General features: G+C 45.8%; 20 protein-coding genes. 14 read left to right on the plus strand and 6 right to left on the minus strand.

All coding sequences use genetic code 11. The features are described 5' to 3' along the window. Positions 1-25: 25 nt before the first annotated feature. Genes ICN10_RS06980 through ICN10_RS07015 form a run of 8 tightly spaced genes read left to right on the plus strand, consistent with a single transcriptional unit; the run spans position 26 to position 8,357 of the window. Positions 26-1,282 (plus strand): aminotransferase class I/II-fold pyridoxal phosphate-dependent enzyme, encoded by a 1,257-nt coding sequence (locus ICN10_RS06980; protein ID WP_216214069.1) that lies wholly within the window; start codon positions 26-28, stop codon positions 1,280-1,282. Then, positions 1,279-2,589: a homoserine dehydrogenase gene (locus tag ICN10_RS06985; protein ID WP_068322246.1), complete on the plus strand. Its 1,311-nt coding sequence runs from the start codon at positions 1,279-1,281 to the stop codon at positions 2,587-2,589. The genes ICN10_RS06980 and ICN10_RS06985 overlap by 4 nt, the downstream gene beginning before the upstream one ends. Positions 2,590-2,608: 19 nt before the next feature. Then, on the plus strand, positions 2,609-4,051 hold the full coding sequence (thrC, locus tag ICN10_RS06990; protein ID WP_216214071.1) for a threonine synthase: 1,443 nt from the start codon (positions 2,609-2,611) through the stop codon (positions 4,049-4,051). 55 nt (positions 4,052-4,106) lie between these two features. Beyond that, positions 4,107-5,330 (plus strand): gephyrin-like molybdotransferase Glp, encoded by a 1,224-nt coding sequence (gene glp, locus ICN10_RS06995; protein ID WP_216215246.1) that lies wholly within the window; start codon positions 4,107-4,109, stop codon positions 5,328-5,330. 18 nt (positions 5,331-5,348) lie between these two features. Then, positions 5,349-5,606, plus strand: a complete 258-nt coding sequence (gene moaD / locus ICN10_RS07000) for a molybdopterin converting factor subunit 1 (RefSeq protein ID WP_216214073.1) — start codon at positions 5,349-5,351, stop codon at positions 5,604-5,606. 1 nt (position 5,607) lies between these two features. Beyond that, positions 5,608-6,072 (plus strand): molybdopterin synthase catalytic subunit MoaE, encoded by a 465-nt coding sequence (gene moaE / locus ICN10_RS07005; protein ID WP_216214075.1) that lies wholly within the window; start codon positions 5,608-5,610, stop codon positions 6,070-6,072. Continuing rightward, on the plus strand, positions 6,069-6,650 hold the full coding sequence (locus tag ICN10_RS07010) for a hypothetical protein (RefSeq protein WP_216214077.1): 582 nt from the start codon (positions 6,069-6,071) through the stop codon (positions 6,648-6,650). The genes moaE and ICN10_RS07010 overlap by 4 nt, the downstream gene beginning before the upstream one ends. Before the next feature lie 48 nt (positions 6,651-6,698). Then, a complete protein-coding gene (locus ICN10_RS07015) occupies positions 6,699-8,357 on the plus strand; it encodes a carboxylesterase/lipase family protein (RefSeq protein WP_216214079.1) in 1,659 nt (552 codons plus the stop codon). Positions 8,358-8,386: 29 nt separating this feature from the next. On the opposite strand, the gene ICN10_RS07020 is transcribed toward ICN10_RS07015, so the two are convergent. Further along, positions 8,387-8,641, minus strand: a complete 255-nt coding sequence (locus ICN10_RS07020) for a GIY-YIG nuclease family protein (protein WP_068322262.1) — start codon at positions 8,639-8,641, stop codon at positions 8,387-8,389. Between the two features lie 93 nt (positions 8,642-8,734). On the opposite strand from ICN10_RS07020, the gene clpB reads away from it, so the two are divergent. The 4 genes from clpB (at position 8,735) to ICN10_RS07040 (ending at position 14,756) form a co-directional block, all read left to right on the plus strand. Further along, positions 8,735-11,338 (plus strand): ATP-dependent chaperone ClpB, encoded by a 2,604-nt coding sequence (clpB, locus tag ICN10_RS07025; RefSeq protein WP_216214082.1) that lies wholly within the window; start codon positions 8,735-8,737, stop codon positions 11,336-11,338. Between the two features lie 53 nt (positions 11,339-11,391). Beyond that, positions 11,392-12,627, plus strand: a complete 1,236-nt coding sequence (locus ICN10_RS07030) for an MFS transporter (protein WP_216214084.1) — start codon at positions 11,392-11,394, stop codon at positions 12,625-12,627. 282 nt (positions 12,628-12,909) lie between these two features. Continuing rightward, positions 12,910-14,208 (plus strand): isocitrate lyase, encoded by a 1,299-nt coding sequence (gene aceA / locus ICN10_RS07035; protein WP_216214086.1) that lies wholly within the window; start codon positions 12,910-12,912, stop codon positions 14,206-14,208. A gap of 107 nt (positions 14,209-14,315) precedes the next feature. Then, complete coding sequence (locus ICN10_RS07040; RefSeq protein ID WP_216214088.1) at positions 14,316-14,756, plus strand: HIT family protein; 441 nt, start codon at positions 14,316-14,318, stop codon at positions 14,754-14,756. Here ICN10_RS07040 and ICN10_RS07045 read toward each other — a convergent pair. The 5 genes from ICN10_RS07045 to ICN10_RS07065 are packed head-to-tail and all read right to left on the minus strand — an operon-like array spanning position 14,753 to position 19,079. After that, the gene (locus ICN10_RS07045) at positions 14,753-15,184 is read right to left on the minus strand and encodes a DUF1841 family protein (protein WP_216214090.1); all 432 of its coding nucleotides are present in this window, start codon (positions 15,182-15,184) and stop codon (positions 14,753-14,755) included. The genes ICN10_RS07040 and ICN10_RS07045 overlap by 4 nt on opposite strands. Then, positions 15,171-15,827 (minus strand): endonuclease III, encoded by a 657-nt coding sequence (nth, locus tag ICN10_RS07050; RefSeq protein ID WP_216215248.1) that lies wholly within the window; start codon positions 15,825-15,827, stop codon positions 15,171-15,173. The genes ICN10_RS07045 and nth overlap by 14 nt, the downstream gene beginning before the upstream one ends. After that, positions 15,827-16,513, minus strand: coding sequence for an electron transport complex subunit RsxB (gene rsxB / locus ICN10_RS07055; protein WP_216214092.1), 687 nt, complete (start codon positions 16,511-16,513; stop codon positions 15,827-15,829). Before rsxB ends, nth begins: the two co-directional genes overlap by 1 nt. A 54-nt stretch (positions 16,514-16,567) precedes the next feature. Further along, complete coding sequence (locus ICN10_RS07060; RefSeq protein WP_216214094.1) at positions 16,568-17,848, minus strand: polyhydroxyalkanoate depolymerase; 1,281 nt, start codon at positions 17,846-17,848, stop codon at positions 16,568-16,570. 31 nt (positions 17,849-17,879) lie between these two features. Continuing rightward, entirely contained in the window at positions 17,880-19,079 is a 1,200-nt protein-coding gene (locus ICN10_RS07065) for an amino acid aminotransferase (protein ID WP_216214096.1), read from the minus strand. Between the two features lie 171 nt (positions 19,080-19,250). Between ICN10_RS07065 and uvrB the strand changes: the two genes are divergently transcribed. Together uvrB and ICN10_RS07075 are read left to right on the plus strand one after the other, a co-directional pair. After that, on the plus strand, positions 19,251-21,392 hold the full coding sequence (gene uvrB / locus ICN10_RS07070; RefSeq protein ID WP_370626198.1) for an excinuclease ABC subunit UvrB: 2,142 nt from the start codon (positions 19,251-19,253) through the stop codon (positions 21,390-21,392). A 151-nt stretch (positions 21,393-21,543) separates the two neighbouring features. Further along, positions 21,544-22,113 carry a Fe-S cluster assembly transcription factor gene (locus ICN10_RS07075; protein WP_216214098.1) on the plus strand — a complete coding sequence of 190 codons (570 nt, stop codon included), beginning with the start codon at positions 21,544-21,546 and terminating at the stop codon, positions 22,111-22,113. Positions 22,114-22,129 lie beyond the last annotated feature (16 nt).

The raw sequence follows: 22,129 nt of genomic DNA on the forward strand, positions 1-22,129 counted from the left end.
TCAAGAACTTACCCTTTAATTTATTGTGAAACCAATCCGAAAGTCCCAAAAGCTCGATAACGTCTGTTATGACATACGTGGGCCGGTGCTCGAGCTTGCTCAGCGCATGGAGGAAGAAGGTCACAAAATCATCAAATTAAACATTGGAAACGTAGGGGTTTTCGGTTTTGATCCTCCTGAAGAGATTCAGTTGGACATGATTCGCAATTTAAGCAACGCCTCAGCATATTCGGATTCCAAGGGAATCTTTTCGGCTCGCAAGGCGATCATGCAGTACTGCCAAGAAAAAGGCATTCAAGGCGTGACCTTGGATGACGTCTACACCGGCAATGGAGTTTCTGAGCTCATCGTGCTGTCGATGAATGCACTCTTAAATGATGGCGATGAAGTTTTGGTACCAACACCAGATTACCCACTGTGGACTGCTGCTGTGAGTTTGTCGAGCGGTACACCTGTGCACTATCTTTGCGATGAATCCAAAGATTGGGCGCCGGATTTAAATGATCTGCGTAAAAAAATTACGCCACGCACTAAAGCGATTGTGGTGATCAATCCAAACAATCCTACTGGCGCAATTTATTCCAAAGAAGTTTTGCTTGAGTTAACAAGTATTGCTCGTGAATACGGTTTGATTTTGTTTGCTGATGAGATTTACGACAAGATGTTGTATGACGGTGAGAAGCATATTTCTCTTGCATCTTTGTCGACCGATGTAGTCACTATTACCTTCAATGGTCTTTCTAAGAATTACCGTTCATGTGGCTATCGCGCAGGCTGGATGATTGTCTCGGGTGATAAAGAGATGGTGCGCGATTACATCGAAGGCTTAAACATGCTGGCCTCGATGCGCTTGTGTGCAAACGTGCCAGGTCAATACGCGATTCAAACTGCATTAGGCGGTTATCAAAGTATTAATGACTTAGTGGGCGATGGCGGTCGTCTTGCGAAGCAACGTGATCTTGCTTGGAAACTGATTACCGATATTCCGGGTGTCACTTGTGTGAAACCTAAGTCAGCTTTGTATTTATTTCCAAGGTTAGACCCAGAGGTTTATCCAATTGAAGATGATCAACAATTTGTTGCTGATCTTTTAAAAGAAGAAAAAGTATTGTTAGTGCAGGGCTCCGGTTTTAACTGGGGTAAACCTGATCACTTCCGCGTAGTGTTCTTGCCTCACGAGGATGTGCTGAAGGAGGCTATCGGCCGCCTTGCACGTTTTCTGGAGCGTTATCGTAATAAGCACAGCCGTAAGGCTTCTTCAACTGCAGCAAAGGCATCATGAAACCGATTCAAGTAGGTCTTTTAGGTATTGGCACTGTTGGTGGTGGCGTATTCACTGTTCTCGAACGTAACCAAGATGAGATTACCCGTCGCGCTGGGCGTGGCATTCGTATTAATACGGTTGCTGATTTAAATGTAGAGCGCGCCAAAGAATTGGTTAAGGATCGTGCGCAAGTGGTGAGTGATGCACGCGCTGTGATTAATAACCCAGAGATTGATATTGTTGTTGAGTTGATTGGTGGTTATGGAATTGCCAAGGACTTGGTTCTAGAGGCGATTGCTGCTGGTAAGCACGTAGTGACAGCCAACAAGGCTTTGATCGCCGTGCACGGTAATGAGATTTTTAAAGCTGCGCATGACAAAGGCGTGATGGTTGCTTTTGAGGCGGCAGTGGCAGGCGGCATTCCAATTATTAAAGCTTTGCGTGAAGGCTTAACTGCCAACCGTATTGAGTGGATCGCCGGCATCATTAACGGCACAACCAATTTCATCTTGTCAGAGATGCGCGACAAAGGTTTGGATTTCCAGACTGTACTGAAAGAAGCGCAACGCTTGGGTTACGCAGAGGCGGATCCAACTTTCGATATTGAAGGCGTAGATGCAGCGCATAAAGCGACCATCATGAGTGCAATTGCATTTGGTATTCCAATGCAGTTTGAAAAAGCACACATTGAAGGCATCACTAAGTTAGACGCAATTGATATTAAATACGCCGAGCAATTAGGCTATCGCATTAAGTTGCTAGGTATTGCTAAGAAAACACCAACTGGTGTTGAGTTGCGCGTACACCCAACACTCATTCCATCGAAGCGTTTGATTGCAAACGTTGAAGGTGCTATGAATGCCGTGCAAGTGTTTGGCGATGCTGTTGGCACTACCTTGTATTACGGCAAGGGCGCAGGCTCTGAGCCAACTGCTTCCGCTGTGATCGCAGACTTGGTAGACATTACCCGCTTATTAAATGCTGATCCTGAGCATCGCGTTCCATATTTGGCCTTCCAGGCAGATGCCGTACATGACACACCAGTGCTGCCAATTGGCGAGATCACCACTAGCTACTACTTGCGCTTGCGTGTAGCTGATCAAGCTGGCGTGTTGGCAGATATCACCAAAATTTTGGCTTCACATGGCGTTTCAATCGATGCGCTCTTGCAGAAAGAGGCTGATGAAGGTGAGAGCCAAACTGATTTGGTTGCCTTGACTCACGAAACCAAAGAAAAGAACATGCTTGCCGCGATTAAAGAGATTCAAGCTCTTAAAACTGTTGCCGGTGAAGTAGTAAAGATCCGTTTAGAAAATCTGTCTTAAGTAAAACTCAGCAAAATACATGCGTTACCAATCTACTCGCGGCAATAGTCCGCAACAATCCTTCTTAGAAATTTTGTTAGGCGGATTGGCGCCTGATGGCGGCCTGTATTTGCCTGTCCAATACCCAAAGGTTACTGCGGCACAGTTAGATTCTTGGCGCGGTTTGTCTTATGCTGATTTGGCTTACGAAGTTTTAAGTCTGTATTCCGACGATATTCCTGAGGCTGATTTGCGCGCTCTCTTGCGTAAAACTTATACCGAGCAGGTCTACTGCAATGGACGTCCACAGGACAACGCAAAGGACATTACACCGATACATTGGTTGGGTGAAGAGCACGGAACTCGTATTGGTCTTTTAAGTCTTTCAAACGGGCCTACTTTGGCCTTCAAGGACATGGCTATGCAGTTGCTTGGCAATCTCTTTGAATACGCTCTTAAGAAAAAAGGTCAGCATCTCAATATTTTGGGCGCAACTTCTGGCGACACTGGTAGTGCTGCTGAATATGCAATGCGTGGCAAAGAGGGTGTGAAAGTATTCATGCTTTCACCTCGCGGCAAGATGAGTGCTTTTCAATCTGCGCAAATGTATTCCCTGCAAGACCCCAATATTTTTAACTTAGCAGTGGCTGGTGTCTTTGATGACTGCCAAGATATTGTTAAAGCAGTAAGTAATGATCACGCTTTCAAAGCGAAGAATCAGATTGGTACAGTGAACTCCATTAATTGGGGTCGTGTAGTGGCTCAGGTGGTCTACTACTTCCAAGGTTATCTGTTGGCAACAAAGTCTAGCGCTGAAAAAGTGTCATTCACCGTGCCATCTGGCAACTTTGGTAATGTTTGTGCCGGTCATATTGCGCGCATGATGGGATTGCCGATTGAGCATCTGATTGTGGCGACCAATGAGAATGATGTCCTTGACGAGTTCTTCCGTACTGGCATCTACCGGGCGCGCAAGTCTGCTGAGACACTTCATACATCCAGTCCATCCATGGATATCTCTAAAGCCAGTAACTTTGAGCGTTTTGTATTTGATTTCATGGGTCAAGATGGCAAGGCTACTGCAGGCATGTTTAAGCAAGTAGATGAAACTGGTGGCTTTGATATCTCTAAAGATGCTGTTTTCAAAGAGCTGGGCAAGTATGGCTTTCAATCTGGTCGCAGCACCCATGAGAATCGCTTAGAAACTATTCGTGATATTGATCAGCGCTATGGCGTCATGATCGATACGCATACTGCTGATGGTGTGAAAGTTGCCCGCGAGCACCTACAGGCTGGCATTCCAATGATTGTGCTGGAGACAGCGCTACCGATTAAGTTTGAAGAAACCATTGAGATTGCTTTGGGTCGACCTGCTGAATGCCCACCTGCATTTAAAGATATTAAATCTAAGCCGCAGCGCGTAGAAAATATTGATGCCGATGTGAATCAAGTTAAAGCTTTCATTACAACGCATCTTGGTTAATCGACTTAACCCAAAACTTTAAGCAACAAGCAATCATCCTATGACAAAGCCACCAATGTTGACTGCGCAGCAGGCCTTAGACCATTTGCTGTCAAATGCAGTGACAGTCAATGAGAGCGAAAAGGTAAACACTCAAGCGGCATTGGGAAGGGTTCTGGCTGAGGATGTAAAGAGTTTGGTGGATGTACCGCCATTGGATAACACCTCAATGGATGGTTATGCGGTTCGCTGTGCAGATACAGTAACACCCGGAAAAAAATTGAGAATTGCTCAACGTATTCCGGCTGGCTCTATCGGAACTCAATTAGAGTCTGGCACTGCTGCCAGAATTTTCACGGGCGCTCCTGTTCCCCCTGGTGCCGATGCCGTTGTAATGCAAGAAGATTGCACGGTTGGGGATCAGCCCGATCAAGTCACTATTAATGTTGCTCCCACATCGGGTCAATGGATTCGTCGTAGTGGTGAAGATTTAACAACTGGCAAGACTTGCTTGACTGCTGGCACATTTTTGCGCCCTCAAGAGTTAGGTGTTGCCGCTTCTGCTGGCTTAACGCATCTCAATGTAAAACGTCGCGTGAAAGTTGCGGCATTCTTTACGGGTGATGAGTTAGCGCTTCCAGGTGATCCATTAAAGCCTGGTGGTATCTATAACTCCAATCGCGATACCTTATTGGCTTGCCTGAAGTCTTTGGGTTGTGATGCTACGGATTTAGGTATTGTTCCTGATTGCTTGGATGCAACACGCGAAGCATTGCGAAAAGCCAGTAAAGATCATGACTTAATAATCACCTCTGGTGGCGTATCGGTTGGTGAAGAAGATCATATTAAGCCTGCAGTCACTGCTGAGGGAAGATTGGATCTTTGGCTAATTGCCATCAAACCGGGTAAGCCGCTAGCATTTGGTGCGGTACGTAAATCAAGCGAGCCTAAAGACGGTGAAGCTTGGTTTATTGGATTACCTGGCAATCCAGTTTCTAGCTTTGTTACCTTCTTATTATTTGTTCGCCCATTTATTTTGAAACTCCAGGGACGCGAAGCCAAGCTTCCCCAATCGTATTTAATGCGTGCGGACTTTGATTGGCTAAAAGCCGATCGTCGTAATGAGTTCTTGCGCGTTAAGATTAATGATCAAGGCGGCCTTGATCTGTACCCAAATCAAAGCTCAGGCGTACTCACTAGCGCCTCTTGGGGTGATGGCCTAGTTGATTGCCCACCAAATCAGCCAATTAAGGCTGGTGAATTGGTGAAATACATTCCCTTTGATGCGCTCCTCAAATAATCGGTTTACGATTAGCTCATGAAACTCGAATTACGATTCTTTGCCTCATTGCGTGAGGCTCTTGGCATCTCGCAAGAGAGCATTACCATTCCAGCAACAGTGAAAACGATAGCTGAACTCAGGGCGCATCTTATTGAGCGCGGCAACCCTTGGTCTGAAGAATTAGCTGAGGGCAGGGTATTGCGCTGTGCCCTTAATCAACACATGGTTGATGCCAATACCGCTCTTCAAGATGGGTCTGAAGTAGCTTTCTTTCCTCCGGTAACCGGCGGCTAGCATGTCCAATTCATCTATTTGCATTCAGGAAAAAGATTTCGACCTTAGCGCTGAAATAGCAGCGCTCCGTAAGAATGATCCACGGGTTGGCGCGGTAGTTTCTTTCTTGGGCACTGTCCGGGATATGAATGACGGTAGCCAGGTAAAAGGCATGACCCTCGAGCATTACCCGGGGATGACCGAAAAGGCATTACAAGAAATTCTGGATCAGGCTAAAGCACGTTGGGGCATCTATCAAACTCTAGTGATTCATCGAGTGGGACCACTCTTACCTGAGGATCAAATTGTTCTGGTTGCAGTTACTAGTGCGCACAGGGGAGAAGCTTTTGCTGCCTGCGAGTTCATCATGGACTACCTTAAAACGGCAGCTCCATTTTGGAAAAAAGAAGAAACGCCTGAAGGCGCTCGTTGGGTAGATGCTAGGGTTACCGATGAAGTTGCGCTATCCAAGTGGAAAGAAAAATGAAAAATACCTTAGTCGGCAGGATCTTGTTGTGCATGTCGATTCTTTCAGCAGCAGGTCTCACGGGTTGCGGTGCGGGTGATAGCGTGCACGCACAATCAACCCCATCTACACTGGCCACAAAAGATCTTTCTGCTTTTGTTGATACTTATTGGTATGTGCCTACTGAATATTTGTTAGCTTATTCGTATAGCGGTTCTGCAAATCCAAAAGTCAGCGCCGTGAATGATCAAACTATTTGGCACATCACATCTGCGAATGGCGGTTATCTCCAGGGATGTTCTTTTGCAAGTACGAATAATGGTGCGAGCTGGTCAGCTGCCACAATCATAGGTTCCGTCACAGCCAATAATTCTGTCTCATTGGGTTTTTATGGAGCCTCTCTTACTGTAGGCTCTGGGCAACTTACCACATCAAGTGGTCAGCCTGCGTTTTTAATGCAGATGTCTACAGGCAATGGAGTTAGCGGTCTTACACACTGGGCATACATGCTGCCAATAACCTCATCTAGTTCTGCCTGGTCTAGTTTGCCGGGCACTGCCGGAGTGAGCGTTCCAACGGCAACCACTTCCGGTTGCTAATTTAACGGCTGGTTCTTAATAAACAGTTTCCTGCTTGAAAGTACTTAAATGAAGAAAATTATTTCGTTGCTACTCTTTCTATTTACAGTCGGTGTAGCTGCTGCGGATAGACCTATTGTAAAAGTTGACACTGGTAGCCTTCAAGGCGCTAACGAATACGGCATGCATGTTTTTAAAAACGTTCCCTATGCTGCCCCTCCTGTAGGTGACTTGCGCTGGCGCCCTCCGCAACCAGCTCTTGCTTGGAGTGGAACACGTGATGCTAGTAAGTTTGGTGGTGCTTGTCCGCAGCAATATATTAAAAATCTTAACGATGGTCTTGGACTGCCAGGTAGTGAGGATTGTTTAAAGCTCAATGTTTTTGCACCCTCTAAACCTAATAAGAATTTGCCAGTCATGGTTTGGTTCCATGGCGGCGGTTTAATCGTTGATGGCGCTAAAGATCCACAGTTCACCCCAATCAATTTGGTGAAGAATGGTGTCATCGTTATTACGGTTGACTATCGCCTTGGGTCATTGGGCTTCTTTGCTTCAAAAGAGTTGATTGAGGAAGCAAAAGCTAAGGGTGAGCCAGTAGGTAATTACGGCACCATGGATCAAATTGCCTCTTTAAAGTGGGTTAAAAAGAATATTGAAGCATTTGGGGGAGATCCCAATAACGTAACAATCTTTGGTCAATCAGCTGGTGGTAGAAGTGTTACCTGGTTAATGGTTTCTGATGCAGCTAAGGGATTGTTCCACAAGGCGATTGCCCAAAGCGCGCAACAAAGTCCTTTAAGGGGAATGACTGAAAAGCGTTTTGGCTTAACACCAGAGGTAGATATAGGCGCTAAATTTATGTCTGCACTTGGCGCAAAATCGTTAGCCGATTTAAGAAAATTACCAGTTCAAAAACTAGTCCTTGATGGCAACTCTTACTATGCTGGTGAGTTTGGTGGTCCTTTTGTGGATGGTCAGATTTTAAAGGGCGACCCCATTCCTTTATTTGCCGCTGGTAAGCAGGCGAAAGTGCCCTTCATGATTGGTACAAACTCATTTGATAGCGATTTCATGTTGCCTGGTGAGCCTGCCTTAGATGTCTTTTTGAAGAATGTTCACGAAGACCCAAAAATTATTGAGCAGCTTTATGCCAATGTAAAAGATAAGTGTATTTTGAATTCTTTTGTAATCCAGGATCTGATGTATCGCGCCAGTACCAAATTATTGGCAAATAGCATGAATGGTATTGCCCCCGGCTACGCTTATTACTTTGATTACTTAACTCAAAATATTCGTGCTGCTTTACCGGGTGCGCCTCATACATACGAGATACCGTATGTCTTTGGTAGTTTGGGGCTAGTAACCCAAGCTCCTAAGCAGGCCTTAACTGGCGTGAATCAATGCGATCGAATTGAAAAAGATATTGCTGGGTTCAAGAAAACGCATGTTTGGCCAAAAGACTGGTTTCCGATTGTGGATAAAAATAACCCTCAGGATCAAGCAATGTCAGAGAGGTTATCTGCTAGTTGGGCGGCATTTGCCAAAACTGGTAATCCAAATGTGAGTGGTCAGGCAAATTGGCCTATTTACAACCTGAATGCAGATGTTATGAGAAATTTTTCACCTGGCTCAGAAACGATTACAGGATTATTTAAAGATCGGGTAGCTTATCAAGCTCTGCATTTAAGAGAAATCTATGCGATCGAGCGTGTAAAAGACGCTTTCTAAAATTCAAGTAAATAGCAAACCAACCACCCTCAAGGGTGGTTTTTGTTTTTAAAGAATGCCAACTTTTCAGAGCGGGGAAGTTGCTTTAATTTGATCTCTGCCTTTGAGGCCTCAGATCGATCCGGGTGCTCTTGTGTAGCTAAAAGGACAACTGGTCTGCGAGCTCTTGTATAGCGAGCGCCTTGCCCTGAGTTGTGAGCTTCTAGACGATGTTCTAGACGGTTTGTAATGCCGGCATAGTACGTGCCGTCAGAACATTCCAGTAGGTAAACAAGCCAGGTCAAAATGGGTCAAATTTGAGTAAAAAGGGGGTGTAAAACCCTTGAAATTAGCGATATTGCCCTTATATTCTATAGATAGATATATGGAGTGCATAAATGAGAATAGATAAATTAACAACTAAGTTTCAAGAGGCCTTAAGTGAGGCTCAAAGTATCGCTTTAGCCAAAGACAACCAATATATTGAGCCAGCCCATGTGTTGCTGGCAATGTTGCGTGATTCTGATGGTGGTGCAAAGAGCCTGCTAACAAGAGCGGGTGTCAATGTCGCTGGCCTTGAAAAAGGTGTGGAAAAGATTATCAGCAACCTTCCAGAAGTGCAGGGCACTAGCGGGGAAGTCCAGGTTGGTCGTGATCTCAGTAATTGGCTGAACTTATGTGAAAAAGAGGCTAACAAACGCAATGATCAATTCATTGCGGGTGAACTGTTTTTATTGGTTGTAGCAGATGACAAAGGCGAGCTTGGCAAGGTTGCTCGTGAGAATAGCTTAAATCGTAAATCGTTAGAAGCGGCTATTGATTTAGTGCGCGGAGGAGAATCAGTGAATAGTGCAGATGCTGAAGGTCAACGTGAGGCCTTAAAGAAATACACCGTGGATTTAACTGAGCGTGCTCGCATGGGCAAGCTTGATCCAGTAATTGGCCGTGATGATGAGATTCGTCGCACCATTCAGATCTTGCAGCGTCGCGGCAAGAATAACCCTGTCCTGATTGGTGAGCCGGGTGTGGGCAAAACAGCGATCGTTGAAGGCTTAGCCCAGCGCATTGTGAATGGTGAAGTTCCTGAAACACTGAAGAACAAACGCGTCTTGGTGTTGGATATGGCTTTGCTATTGGCTGGCGCTAAATACCGCGGTGAATTCGAAGAGCGCTTAAAGGCAGTGCTCAGTGACGTTGCTAAAGATGAGGGTCAAACCATTATCTTTATCGATGAGATTCATACGATGGTTGGTGCTGGTAAAGGCGATGGCGCAATGGACGCTGGCAACATGCTTAAGCCTGCTTTGGCACGTGGTGAGTTGCATTGCATCGGCGCAACAACCTTAGACGAATATCGCAAGTACATTGAAAAAGATCCTGCGCTAGAGCGCCGCTTCCAAAAAGTGATGGTTGAGGAGCCTAGTGTTGAGGCAACGATTGCCATCTTGCGTGGATTGCAAGAGCGCTATGAGCTGCATCACGGCATTGAGATTACTGATCCAGCTATTGTGGCTGCCGCTGAGTTGTCGCACCGCTACATTACCGATCGTTTCTTACCAGATAAGGCAATCGACTTGATTGACGAGGCTGGTTCACGCATTCGTATGGAGATTGACTCCAAGCCTGAGGTAATGGACAAGCTTGAGCGTCGTCTCATTCAACTCAAGATTGAGCGCGAAGCGGTTAAAAAAGAAAAAGATGAGGCGTCACAAAAGCGTCTTGGTCTTATTGAAGAAGAGATCAAGCGTCTTGGTGCTGAGTATGCTGATTTGGAAGAAATCTGGAAAGCAGAGAAGGGTGCCGTACTGGGCGCTGCCAATCTGAAGGAAGAGATTGAGAAGGTTAAGGCTGATATCGCCAAGTTACAGCGTGATGGCAAGTTAGAGCAAGTTGCTGAGTTGCAATATGGCAAGCTGCCTGAGCTCGAGGCTAAGCTTAAATCTGCTGCAGCTGCAGAGGCAAAAGGCGACAAAGATGGCGTAGTGAAGAATAAGTTACTACGTACTCAAGTGGGCGCAGAAGAAATTGCTGAAGTGGTTTCTCGTGCGACAGGTATTCCAGTTTCCAAGATGATGCAGGGCGAGCGCGATAAATTGCTCAAGATGGAAGAGCTCCTACATAAGCGTGTCGTTGGTCAAGAGGAAGCTATTCGCGCAGTGTCCGACGCGATCCGTCGTTCACGTGCCGGCTTGGCAGAAGAGAATCGTCCTTATGGTTCGTTCTTATTCCTTGGGCCTACTGGCGTTGGTAAGACGGAGCTTTGCAAGGCATTGGCTGGTTTCTTGTTTGATAGTGAAGACCACCTCATTCGTATTGATATGAGTGAGTTCATGGAGAAGCATAGTGTTGCGCGTTTAATTGGCGCGCCTCCAGGTTACGTTGGCTATGAAGAGGGTGGTTATTTAACTGAGCAAGTTCGTCGCCATCCTTACAGCGTGATCTTGTTCGATGAGATCGAGAAAGCGCATCCAGATGTCTTCAACGTTCTCTTGCAAGTGCTAGATGATGGTCGCTTAACTGATGGCCAAGGTCGTACAGTGGACTTTAAGAATACGGTGATCGTGATGACCAGTAATATTGGATCGCATTTGATTCAATCAATGACTGATAAGAAGCAATCTGAAATCAAGGAGGCGGTATTTGAGGAGTTGAAAAACCATTTCCGTCCTGAGTTCTTGAATCGTATCGATGAGATCGTGGTATTCCACGGCTTAGACAAAGGCAATATCGCTAATATCGCGAAGATATTGCTCAAAAACTTATCTGATCGATTGGCAAAGGTTGATATGCAACTTGAAGTCAGCGATGCGGCCCTCAATAAGATTGCGGAGGTAGGTTTTGATCCTGTCTTTGGAGCAAGGCCTCTGAAACGGGCTATCCAGCAGCATATTGAGAACCCTGTTTCCAAGATGATTCTGGAAGGCAAGTTCGGTCCTAAGGATGTAGTTCCTGTGGATGTTGATAAGGCCGGCGAATTTAGCTTTAGCCGTCAGGTTCACTAACTAGTAGTTGTATTAGTTCAGCAGGAATATTCCTGCGCCAGTAAACTCGGTACATGACTGTTGCGCTTAGTAGGCGTGCCAGTGATGTCCGGGTTATTGGTCTCATTAGCCTAGCTCACGGCAGCTCTCATTTCTTTCATTTAGTACTCCCTCCCATGTTCCCATGGTTGAAGGATGCTTTTGCATTGAGTTATGCAGAGCTCGGTTTACTCATGTCGGTTTTCTTTGTGGTGTCTTGCATTGCTCAAGCTGCCTCAGGATTTTTAGTGGATCGCATTGGCGCAAGGCCAGTTCTGTTTAGCGGTATTAGCTTGCTAATACTTGCGGCTCTGGTGTATTCACAAAGTAATGGATATGCCATGCTCTTAATGGGGGCGGTTATCGCTGGTTGCGGTAACGGTATTTTTCATCCTGTTGATTACACACTCATTAATCACAAGGTATCACCCCCTAATCTACCGTACGCCTATTCAATGCATGGAGTCACGGGTTACTTAGGTTGGGCGGCAGCGCCAGCGTTCATGGTGGCCATTGCCCAATTCAGTGATTGGCGTATTGCATTCTTAAGCGCAGCCCTGCTGGAGGCTTGTATCTTGGTGGTTTTGTGGGTCAATCGAAGCTATCTTTTAGATAACGTCAAAGAACGTCATGACGATACTCACGCAAGCAATCAAGCTGCTAATCCTGGGGTTGTGCAAGAGAGTGCATTCGCATTTCTGAAGTTAACTGCCGTATGGTTATGTTGGATTTTCTTTTTCTTCAGCATGGCTTCTACTTCAAGTCTGCAATCCTTTGCACCAAGTGCATTATTTTCAATCTATCAAGTACCATTAGATGTGGGAAGTTATTACATCACCTTATTAGCACTTGGTAGTGCTGGTGGTGTTTTATTCGGTGGATATTTAGCTGCAAAGTTGAAAGCGCCTGAGCGTATCGTGACATCCTGCTTATCCGTAACGATAGTGATGTGCTTACTACTAGGCGCTGGATTTATTCCAGTTGGCCTTATTCCAATCTTATTTTTTGGCTTAGGCTTTGGCTACGGTGTTGTTGCTCCTTCACGAGATTTATTGGTGAAGACGGTAACTCCAAAAGGCGTTGCTGGACGCGTTTACGGAATCGTTTATTCGGGAATTGATTTGGGTGCTGCGGTAGGGCCTTTTATCTTTGGTTTCTTTATGGATGCCGGCCTTCCAAATGCATTGTTCCTGGGTATTGTTGCCTTCCAGCTCATGATCATTCCGACGGTATTTAAGGTGTCTGCCGGTATTGCGCCAAAAACCGCTTAGTTGAGCTCTAATAATTTCATAATATGAAATGTCATTACGCTGCGTAAAATGCAGTGCAATCATTAGCCCCTGAATTTATTCCAAACCATGGACTTTCATTCCACATTGTAAAAATATTACTTTAAGTTATTGAATTTAAATAACTAAATATTTTTAAAAATATCCCATATTTCGCTTGCTTGCTTTTTTGAACTGTCTAAACTCTTATATAAGACATAAGACTTGAACTGGTCTTAAGAGTCCTCAAATTTTGAAGTACTTGTTTAACTTAGGGAGAAAAACATGGCAGATCGCAAAGCAGAAATCGCAGCACTACAAAAAGACTGGGATACCAATCCACGCTGGAAAGGTATTACTCGTGGCTACACGGCTGAGGACGTAGTACGCCTCCGTGGCTCATTAAAGATTGAGCACACTTTAGCTAAGCATGGCGCAGAGCGTCTTTGGGACTTAGTGAATAACGAAGCTTACGTTAACTGTTTAGGTGCTTTGACTGGTGGTCAAGCAATGCAACAGGTTAAAGCTGGTGTTCAGGCAATTTACTTGTCAGGTTGGCAAGTTGCTGCTGACGGCAATTCATATGCTGCTATGTACCCAGATCAATCTTTGTATCCAGTTGATTCAGTTCCAAAGATGGTTGAGCGTATCAATAACTCATTCCAACGTGCTGACGAAATTCAAACAGCTAAAGGCATTAATAAAGGTGATGCTGGCTATATTGAATATTTCGCCCCAATCGTTGCTGATGCTGAAGCCGGTTTCGGTGGTGTATTGAATGCATTCGAATTAAGCAAAGCATTGATCAAGCAAGGCGCTGCTGGTGTTCACTTCGAAGACCAATTGTCTTCTGTTAAGAAGTGCGGTCACTTGGGTGGCAAGGTATTGTTGCCAACTACAGAATCTGTACAAAAATTGATCTCTGCACGTTTAGCTGCTGACGTAATGGGTGTTCCAACCATCATTTTGGCTCGTACCGATGCTGAAGCTGCTGACTTGTTGACATCTGACTACGATGCAAATGACAAGCCATTCTTGACAGGCGAGCGCACAGCTGAAGGCTTCTACAAGACACGTAAAGGCTTGGATCAAGCGATCTCACGTGGTTTGGCATACGCTGCATACGCTGATATGGTTTGGTGTGAAACAGGTACTCCTGACCTCGAGTTTGCTCGTCAGTTTGCTGAAGCAATTCGCGCGAAGTTCCCTGGCAAAATGTTGGCTTACAACTGCTCACCATCTTTCAACTGGAAGAAAAACTTGGACGACGCAACAATTGCTAAATTCCAACGTGAATTAGGTGCAATGGGTTACAAGTATCAGTTCATCACATTGGCTGGTATCCACTCTATGTGGTACAACATGTTTGACTTGGCTCAAGACTACATGCAGCGCGGTATGACTGCATACATCGAGAAAGTACAAGAGCCAGAATTTGCTGCTCGTGATCGTGGTTACACATTCGTTTCACATCAGCAAGAAGTTGGTACTGGTTACTTCGATGACGTAACTACTGTTATTCAAGGTGGTAAGTCTTCTGTAACTGCATTGACTGGTTCTACTGAAGAAGAGCAGTTCCACTAAGAAATCCCTAAGTAGTACGTAGTAAGCAGTAACACACCAATACTGCCGCGGCATCTAAATTACCCCACAAGGGTGACTTAGATGCCGTTTTCGTTTACATTCTTCCCATGACTAATTGCGCACTCTGTAAAGACGAACTCAAGCCCGAAGAGGGGCAACTTATTTGGCGCGGTGATGACTGTCGAGTCATCATGGTGAATGATCCCGATCTGCCTGGTTTTTGTAGAGTGATCTGGAATCGCCATGTGGCCGAGATGACTGATCTTAGTCATAGTGAGCGCGATCACCTCATGACCTTGGTCTTTGCCGTTGAAGAAGCCGTGCGTCACGTGATGCACCCTGATAAGGTCAATATTGCTGCCTTAGGCAATATGGTTCCCCATATTCATTGGCACGTTATTCCCAGATTTAAAGATGATGCTTTTTTCCCTGGATCCGCTTGGTCTAAGAAGACTCAAGAAACGCAAGCATCTACGTTAGAAGCCAGAAGAAAAAAAGCTCAAGAATTGCCGGCAGCTATTAAGTCTGCCATTGCCAATCTTTCTTAAGCTAGCTTTTTAAGAGCCTCGAGGTATTTCTCTGGGTTGAGTGCTTGACCTTCGCGCTGCGCTTCCCACATTACTTGTCCAAGGCACTCCATCATGACGTGTTGTGATTCATGCATTGAGCCAAGCTTTTGCGATAACTTATCTGCGATCTCTTTAATGCCTGGCGGCTGATTAATTGAGATCTGCTCGCTTATAGAGAGATGCATCGATAAATGCAAGAAGGGATTGGTTTCACCGCGTTCAGGTGTGTAATCTTGACCTAGGGCGCCTTCAGGATCAGCAAGGAGGTCGTGATATTCAGGGTGCTCAACCATCCAATCACTCGCGAGCGTCTCCATCGGATCAAGAATTTGATTCTCAGTCTTTTTCTTCCAGGTGTCACAGAAAAAGCGACGAACTTCTTCACGAGTTGGGTTAAATATCGCCACGAACTTTTCCTTTGCCAGTCTTTTGTTTGAAGCCACATAGTGGCTCAACTATGCATTGTGCGCAATCTGGGTTACGCGCCTTGCAGGTATATCTTCCATGCAGAATAAGCCAATGATGGGCATCGTGTAGATACTCTTTTGGTACGCGCTTGAGTAACTGCTCTTCTACCTTAACTACATCTTTACCGGGCGCAAGACCTGTGCGATTAGAAACTCTGAATATATGAGTATCGACAGCGATGGTAGGCTGTCCAAAAGCGGTATTCAGAATAACGTTCGCAGTTTTTCTACCGACGCCAGGTAGCGCCTCTAGTTCTTCGCGAGTCTGAGGAACTTCGCCCCCATGTTTTTCCAAGAGTAGTCGGCAGGTCTCTTGAATATGTTTGCCTTTGGAATTAAACAAACCAATATGCTGAATGTAGGGTCTAACGCCTTCCTCACCAAGATCTAACAGGGCCTGTGGCGTATTGGCAACCTTATAGAGCTTGCGTGTCCCCTTGTTAACCGATACATCAGTCGCTTGAGCGGATAGTAGTACCGCAATTAATAGCTCAAATGGCGAGCTATATTCAAGCTCAGTTTCTGGTTTGGGATTATTCGCTTTGAGCTGCTCAAAAAAAGCACGACGCTTTTCTAGATTCATCATTTCTTTTCTTGTGCGCGTGCGATAGCTGCGGCAATAATGGCGCGCTTGCGTTCTTGCTCTTTTAATTCTTCTTCGGATTGGGGTGATTCGCTGTTAACGGACTGTAATTTAGCCGCAGCTTTTTTAGCTAGTCGATCATCATTATCTTTTTGCTCTCGATCTAATCGTATGTCACGTTCGTGATAGCGCTTGCGTGCGATATCAGCAAGATCGGGTGACCAAGCATTCCAACCGGTTTTATCTCCGGTGACATTAATCATGCTGATGCAGTCTACTGGGCATGGGGGAATGCAGAGATCGCAGCCTGTACACCACTCGGTCAGCACAACGTGCATTTGTTTAGAGGCGCCAACAATCGCATCAACAGGGCATGCCTGAATACATAGCGTGCAGCCAATACATTTCTGTGGATCGATAAACGCTACAGGACGGGGGCGTTCTACGCCGCATTCTGGATCAATAGTGGGGTGAAGTTCAAAAGCATCTTGTGGGTATATGGGTATCAGAACCTTGCTTAGGCGTTCAATGCCCTCTATGCCGCCAGGAGGGCAGCGGTTCGGTAAGGCTTCGCCACTAGCCATGGCTTCTGCGTATCCGCGGCAATCTGGGTATCCGCACTTAGTGCATTGCGTTTGCGGAAGAATATCCTCAAGTTGATCAATGAGGTTATTGGCTTGGCTCATAGAAATTGCTTGCAGGGATCTTATTAAAATTAAAGGCTCCGAAGAGCCCTTAATTTATGCAGACTTGGTAGTCCGAGTAGCAGTTTTCTTCGTGTTCTGATGTTCACGAATGAACGTCTTAATCTTTGGATAAACCTTCTCGCGCCAACGACGTCCAGCAAAGATGCCGTAGTGTCCTGCACCAGCAACTTCATAGTGGTCTTTATTCTCTTTTGGAATGCCTGCACATAAAGCATGGGCTGAACGTGTTTGGCCACTTCCAGAGATGTCATCCAACTCACCTTCAACAGTTAGAAGCGCAGTCTTTTTAATATCCTGTGGTTTCACGAGTTCGCCAGCTACTTCCCATGTGCCATTTGGCAATGAATAGTCTTGGAAAACAGTCTTGATGGTGTCTAAGTAGAACTTGGAGTCCAAATCTAATACAGCGTTGTACTCATCGTAGAAGCGAATATGTGATTCAGCATCCTGTTCGTCGCCGCGTACCAGGTTTTGGAAGTAATCCCAATGAGACTGCAAATGGTTTTGCGGGTTCATGGCGATAAAGCCCGTGTGTTGCAAGAAACCTGGGTATACACGACGGCCAGCGCCTGGATAGTTAGGTGGCACGTTATAAATCACGTGACTTTCAAACCACTCATAAGATTTTTGGTCTGCCAAGTTATTCACTGCAGTTGGTGATTTGCGTGCATCAATTGGGCCGCCCATCATGATCATCGATGCTGGAGTTGCTTCACCAGCTGATGCCATCAAGGAGATTGCGCCTAAAGTTGGAACTGTTGGCTGACAAACGGAGATTACGTGTAAATCTTTTGCGCCAATGGTGCGAATGAATTCTTGTACGTAGTGGACGTAGTCATCAAGACCAAATTCACCGTCTTCAACAGGCACTAAGCGTGCATCAATCCAATCGGTGATGTAAACCTTGTGATCTTGCAAGAGTGTGCGCACAGTGTCACGTAACAACGTGGAGTGATGTCCGGATAGCGGAGCAACAATTAATACGACTGGATCTTCTTTGAGCTTCTTAATGACTTCGACATCATCGGAGAAGCGCTTGAAGCGCACTAAGTTGCAAAATGGTTTTGCAATCGCAGTTCTTTCATGGATGGCAACTTCTTTGCCATGGGCCATCACTGAGCGAATGCCAAATTCTGGCTTCTTGTAGTTTTTGCCTAAGCGGTAGAGGAGTTCATAGCTAGCTGCTAAACGGTCAGATCCTGGAACTTTAGAAGCAGGATTAGAAGCGTTAATAAAAGCTTCTGAAGCAGCTCTTGCCCATGAACTAACTGGTTGAAGTAGGGCTTTTTGAAATTCGTGTAACTGATATAGCATGGTGCCTCCGGTAATTCAGGATATCCGCTTGTTACGCTAAGACGCGGGCGATTGCTTTAGCCACTTTATCAATATTTTTAGTATTGAGGGCTGCCACACAAATGCGTCCAGTAGAGAGGGCATAAATGCCATCTTCTTTCTGTAAGCGCTCAACTTGCTCAGCCGTTAAGCCTGAGTAAGAAAACATTCCACGTTGCTTCTCGATAAAAGCAAAATCTTGCTTTACACCGGCAGCAGCGAGTTTTTCAACGAGACCGTGACGCATCGCTTTAATACGATCACGCATTTCTGCCAACTCATCTTCCCAGAGCTTGCGCAGTTCTGGTGAATTCAAAACAGCAGCAGCAATTGCCGCGCCGTGAGTTGGTGGGTTGGAGTAGTTAGTGCGAATCACGCGCTTCAATTGTGAAAGCACGCGAGTAGATTCATCTTTACTTTGTGTCACGATAGACAATGCTCCAACACGCTCACCATAGAGTGAGAATGACTTGGAGAAAGAGCTCGATACAAAGAAAGACATGCCTGATTCAGCGAAGAGACGAACTGCAACACCATCTTGCTCAATCCCAGCTGCAAAGCCTTGGTAAGCCATATCCAGGAAAGGAATCAAGCCCTTGTTTTTGCAGATATCGATTACTTGACGCCATTGCGCTTCAGTAATGTCTGCGCCAGTTGGGTTGTGGCAGCAAGCATGCAACAACACGGTAGTGTTCTTTGGGAAAGACTCTAAAGACTTCACCATGCCGTCAAAATCAACGCCACGTGTTTTGCCATCAAAGTAGGTGTACTCAACCACTTCAAATCCAGCAGATTCAAAAATGCCGCGATGGTTTTCCCAAGTGGGATTACTAATCGCGCAAGGTGCGTTTAAGTTGAGGCGTTTAATAAAGTCAGCGCCAACGCGCAAGGCACCTGTACCACCAAGACATTCGGCGGTTACAACGCGTCCATCTTTAATGAGTGATGAGTCAGCGCCGAACAATAAGTTTTGCACTGCACTGTTGTATGGGTTAGGTCCTTCGATTGGGATATAGCTGCGTGGTGAGTGCTTTGCAACAATTGCCTCTTCAGCTTTAATCACTGCTTTTAAAAGTGGAACCTTGCCTTCGTCTGTGTAGTACACGCCAACGCCTAAGTTCACCTTGTCGGCGCGTTGGTCTGCAACGTAGGCTTCTGTGAGGCCAAAAATAGGATCTTTAGGGGCTAATTGAACTGAGGCAAACAGGGTCATTTGGGCTTGAAATTGAAGGTTATAGGGTGGTTTTGTTCGTAATTGACGTTAAATTCAGTTTAATTGTCGGTTTTTGAGGCCAGAATCAACTATTTCCTAAGAAAAACGGCAAAATCATTATTTGTACAAAATTCGCTGTGAAGAAATCTCACAGATGAAATGATAGCCGAGATGCCCCCTAAGTTACCCAAAATTGCTCCAAATTCCGAAGTAAAAACGGTAAATAAAAGCCCGGCGGCAGATCCATTGGGTGAGGCCGGCCACGACCTTGATCCAGCTAAGTTTGTGACCTTCCCAGACTCCCCTTATCAGCTCTATCAGCCATTTGCACCTGCTGGAGACCAGCCCCAGGCTATTGATGCTCTGGTGGAGGGTATTGAGGATGGATTGACCTTTCAGACGCTTTTGGGGGTTACTGGCTCCGGAAAGACCTTCACGATGGCCAACGTCATCGCCAGAACAGGTCGTCCAGCCATCATTTTTGCCCCAAATAAGACCCTAGCCGCCCAGCTCTACAGCGAATTTAGGGAATTTTTCCCCAAAAATGCGGTTGAGTACTTTGTTAGTTATTACGACTACTACCAACCGGAAGCCTATGTTCCTCAGCGCGACTTGTTTATTGAAAAAGACTCTTCGATCAATGAACACATCGAGCAGATGCGTTTGTCGGCAACCAAGAGTCTTTTAGAGCGTCGTGATGTCATCATCGTTGCCACTGTTTCTGCAATCTACGGTATCGGTAATCCGGGCGACTATCACAGCATGGTGATGACGTTGCGCCCTGGTGACAAGATGAGTCAGCGCGATATTTTGATGCGACTCATTGCCATGCAGTATGACCGTAATGAATTAGATTTCAAGCGCGGCGTGTTTCGCGTGCGTGGCGATACGATTGATATTTTCCCTGCCGAACATAATGAGTTGGCAGTGCGTGTTGAGTTGTTTGATGATGTTATCGAAAGTTTGCAATTCTTCGATCCTCTCACTGGAAAAATTCGTCAGAAGATTCCACGCTTTACGGTTTACCCAAGTTCGCACTACGTTACTCCGCGCGACACTGTTCTGAAAGCGATCGAAACCATCAAAACAGAATTGCGCACTCGCTTAGATGAGTTCGTTAAAGATGGTAAGTTGGTTGAAGCACAACGTCTTGAACAGCGCACCCGTTTTGATTTAGAAATGCTCAATGAATTGGGTTTTTGTAAAGGGATCGAGAACTACTCTCGCCACCTCTCTGGCGCCGCGCCTGGCGAAGCTCCGCCTACGCTGGTGGACTACCTGCCTAATGATGCTTTGATGTTCCTTGATGAAAGCCACGTCTTAATTGGGCAACTCAATGCGATGTACAACGGCGACAAATCCCGTAAACATACCTTGGTGGAATTTGGTTTCCGTTTGCCTTCTGCGATGGATAACCGCCCGTTGAAATTTACCGAGTTTGAAACGAAGATGCGTCAAACCATTTTTGTTTCTGCAACGCCAGCAGATTATGAAAATACGCATCAAGGTCAAGTTGTTGAACAAGTAGCTAGACCAACTGGATTAGTCGATCCAGAAATTGAGGTCTTACCAGCAAGTACGCAGGTAGATGATTTGTTGGATCAAATTCATGCGCGCGTGAAAGTGGGTGAGCGCGTATTGGTTACTGTATTGACTAAGCGTATGGCGGAACAATTAACGGACTACCTATCCGATAACGGCGTGAAGGTGCGATACGTTCACTCAGATATTGATACCGTGGAGCGCGTAGAAATTTTGCGTGACTTGCGTTTAGGTGTCTTCGATGTGTTGGTTGGTATTAACTTATTGCGCGAAGGTTTGGATATTCCAGAGGTCTCATTAGTGGCTATTTTGGATGCTGATAAAGAAGGTTTCTTGCGTTCGGAGCGCAGCTTGATCCAGACGATTGGCCGAGCCGCTCGAAACGTGCGAGGCAAAGCGATCCTGTACGCCGATAAGATTACGGACTCCATGCGCAGGGCAATGGGGGAGACCGAAAGGCGCCGTACCAAGCAGATTGCCTTTAATAAGCTTCATGGCATTGAGCCCAAAGGGGTTCAAAAGCGCATTAAAGACATTATTGATGGGGTCTACGACGTCAAAGAGAAGCGTCAGGAGATGCAGGTTGAGCAGGAGCGGGCTCGCTATGAGGATATGGGCGAGAAGGATCTAGCGGCTGAGATTAAGCGCCTAGAGAAGCAAATGAACGCTGAAGCTAAGAATTTGGAGTTTGAGAAGGCTGCTAGCACTCGAGATAGGCTCACTAAGGTCAAAGAAATGGCCTTTGGGGCTAGATCCAGGGACTCTGTCTGAGGATTACCCCCTTAATTCCTGGCTTGTAAGAGGGATTTTTGGGATAATTCCCGAGCAGATTGCTAGGGAATATGTTAAAGTTGAGTGGAATGGTCGGGTATTACCCGCCCGACTGTGAGCTGTCCATAACAATCCATTACCAAGGTGACATATGAGACTTACAACTAAAGGTCGTTTTGCAGTAACCGCAATGATTGATTTAGCCCTGCGTGAAACGCATGGTCCTGTAACTTTGGCCGGAATTAGCCAAAGACAAAAAATATCCCTTTCTTACCTCGAGCAATTGTTCGGCAAATTACGCCGTTTCAATATCGTGGAAAGTACTCGCGGTCCTGGCGGTGGTTACACCCTAGCGCGACCATCTTCCGAGGTGAGCGTTGCTGACATTATTGTTGCTGTTGATGAACCTCTCGATGCCACTCAATGTGGTGGTAAAGGTAATTGTCATAGCGATGAAGAAAATCATGGTCGTTGTATGACCCATGATCTTTGGAGCAATCTCAATTCCAAGATGGTTGAGTACCTCAGCTCGGTGAGCCTAAAAGATTTGGTTCAGCAACAAGAAGGCCGCGGCGTTGTGATTCAAGATATGCGCCAAAAGAAAATCAAAGTTGAAAGCGCAAAAGCAGATAAGCCTGCTCCAGCACTTGCAGCCAAAAAAGATGTTGCCCCTAAATTACCGCTAGTGAATTCCGTATTCAACTTGGCGCGACAAAGTTAATAACAGTATTACCTAT

Source organism: Polynucleobacter sp. 86C-FISCH (assembly GCF_018882415.1).
Taxonomy (GTDB): Bacteria; Pseudomonadota; Gammaproteobacteria; order Burkholderiales; family Burkholderiaceae; genus Polynucleobacter.

What these genes read in the sequence shown, in the direction of transcription:
- ICN10_RS07060 (WP_216214094.1), bottom strand. Translation starts at nt 17,848, where the DNA reads ATGCTATATCAGTTACACGAATTTCAAAAAGCCCTACTTCAACCAGTT.
- moaD (WP_216214073.1), top strand. Translation starts at nt 5,349, where the DNA reads ATGAAACTCGAATTACGATTCTTTGCCTCATTGCGTGAGGCTCTTGGC.
- moaE (WP_216214075.1), top strand. Translation starts at nt 5,608, where the DNA reads ATGTCCAATTCATCTATTTGCATTCAGGAAAAAGATTTCGACCTTAGC.
- ICN10_RS07075 (WP_216214098.1), top strand. Translation starts at nt 21,544, where the DNA reads ATGAGACTTACAACTAAAGGTCGTTTTGCAGTAACCGCAATGATTGAT.
- ICN10_RS07015 (WP_216214079.1), top strand. Translation starts at nt 6,699, where the DNA reads ATGAAGAAAATTATTTCGTTGCTACTCTTTCTATTTACAGTCGGTGTA.
- thrC (WP_216214071.1), top strand. Translation starts at nt 2,609, where the DNA reads ATGCGTTACCAATCTACTCGCGGCAATAGTCCGCAACAATCCTTCTTA.
- ICN10_RS06985 (WP_068322246.1), top strand. Translation starts at nt 1,279, where the DNA reads ATGAAACCGATTCAAGTAGGTCTTTTAGGTATTGGCACTGTTGGTGGT.
- nth (WP_216215248.1), bottom strand. Translation starts at nt 15,827, where the DNA reads ATGAATCTAGAAAAGCGTCGTGCTTTTTTTGAGCAGCTCAAAGCGAAT.
- ICN10_RS07040 (WP_216214088.1), top strand. Translation starts at nt 14,316, where the DNA reads ATGACTAATTGCGCACTCTGTAAAGACGAACTCAAGCCCGAAGAGGGG.
- glp (WP_216215246.1), top strand. Translation starts at nt 4,107, where the DNA reads ATGTTGACTGCGCAGCAGGCCTTAGACCATTTGCTGTCAAATGCAGTG.
- uvrB (WP_370626198.1), top strand. Translation starts at nt 19,251, where the DNA reads ATGCCCCCTAAGTTACCCAAAATTGCTCCAAATTCCGAAGTAAAAACG.
- ICN10_RS07030 (WP_216214084.1), top strand. Translation starts at nt 11,392, where the DNA reads ATGACTGTTGCGCTTAGTAGGCGTGCCAGTGATGTCCGGGTTATTGGT.
- ICN10_RS07065 (WP_216214096.1), bottom strand. Translation starts at nt 19,079, where the DNA reads ATGACCCTGTTTGCCTCAGTTCAATTAGCCCCTAAAGATCCTATTTTT.
- ICN10_RS07010 (WP_216214077.1), top strand. Translation starts at nt 6,069, where the DNA reads ATGAAAAATACCTTAGTCGGCAGGATCTTGTTGTGCATGTCGATTCTT.
- clpB (WP_216214082.1), top strand. Translation starts at nt 8,735, where the DNA reads ATGAGAATAGATAAATTAACAACTAAGTTTCAAGAGGCCTTAAGTGAG.
- rsxB (WP_216214092.1), bottom strand. Translation starts at nt 16,513, where the DNA reads ATGAGCCAAGCCAATAACCTCATTGATCAACTTGAGGATATTCTTCCG.
- aceA (WP_216214086.1), top strand. Translation starts at nt 12,910, where the DNA reads ATGGCAGATCGCAAAGCAGAAATCGCAGCACTACAAAAAGACTGGGAT.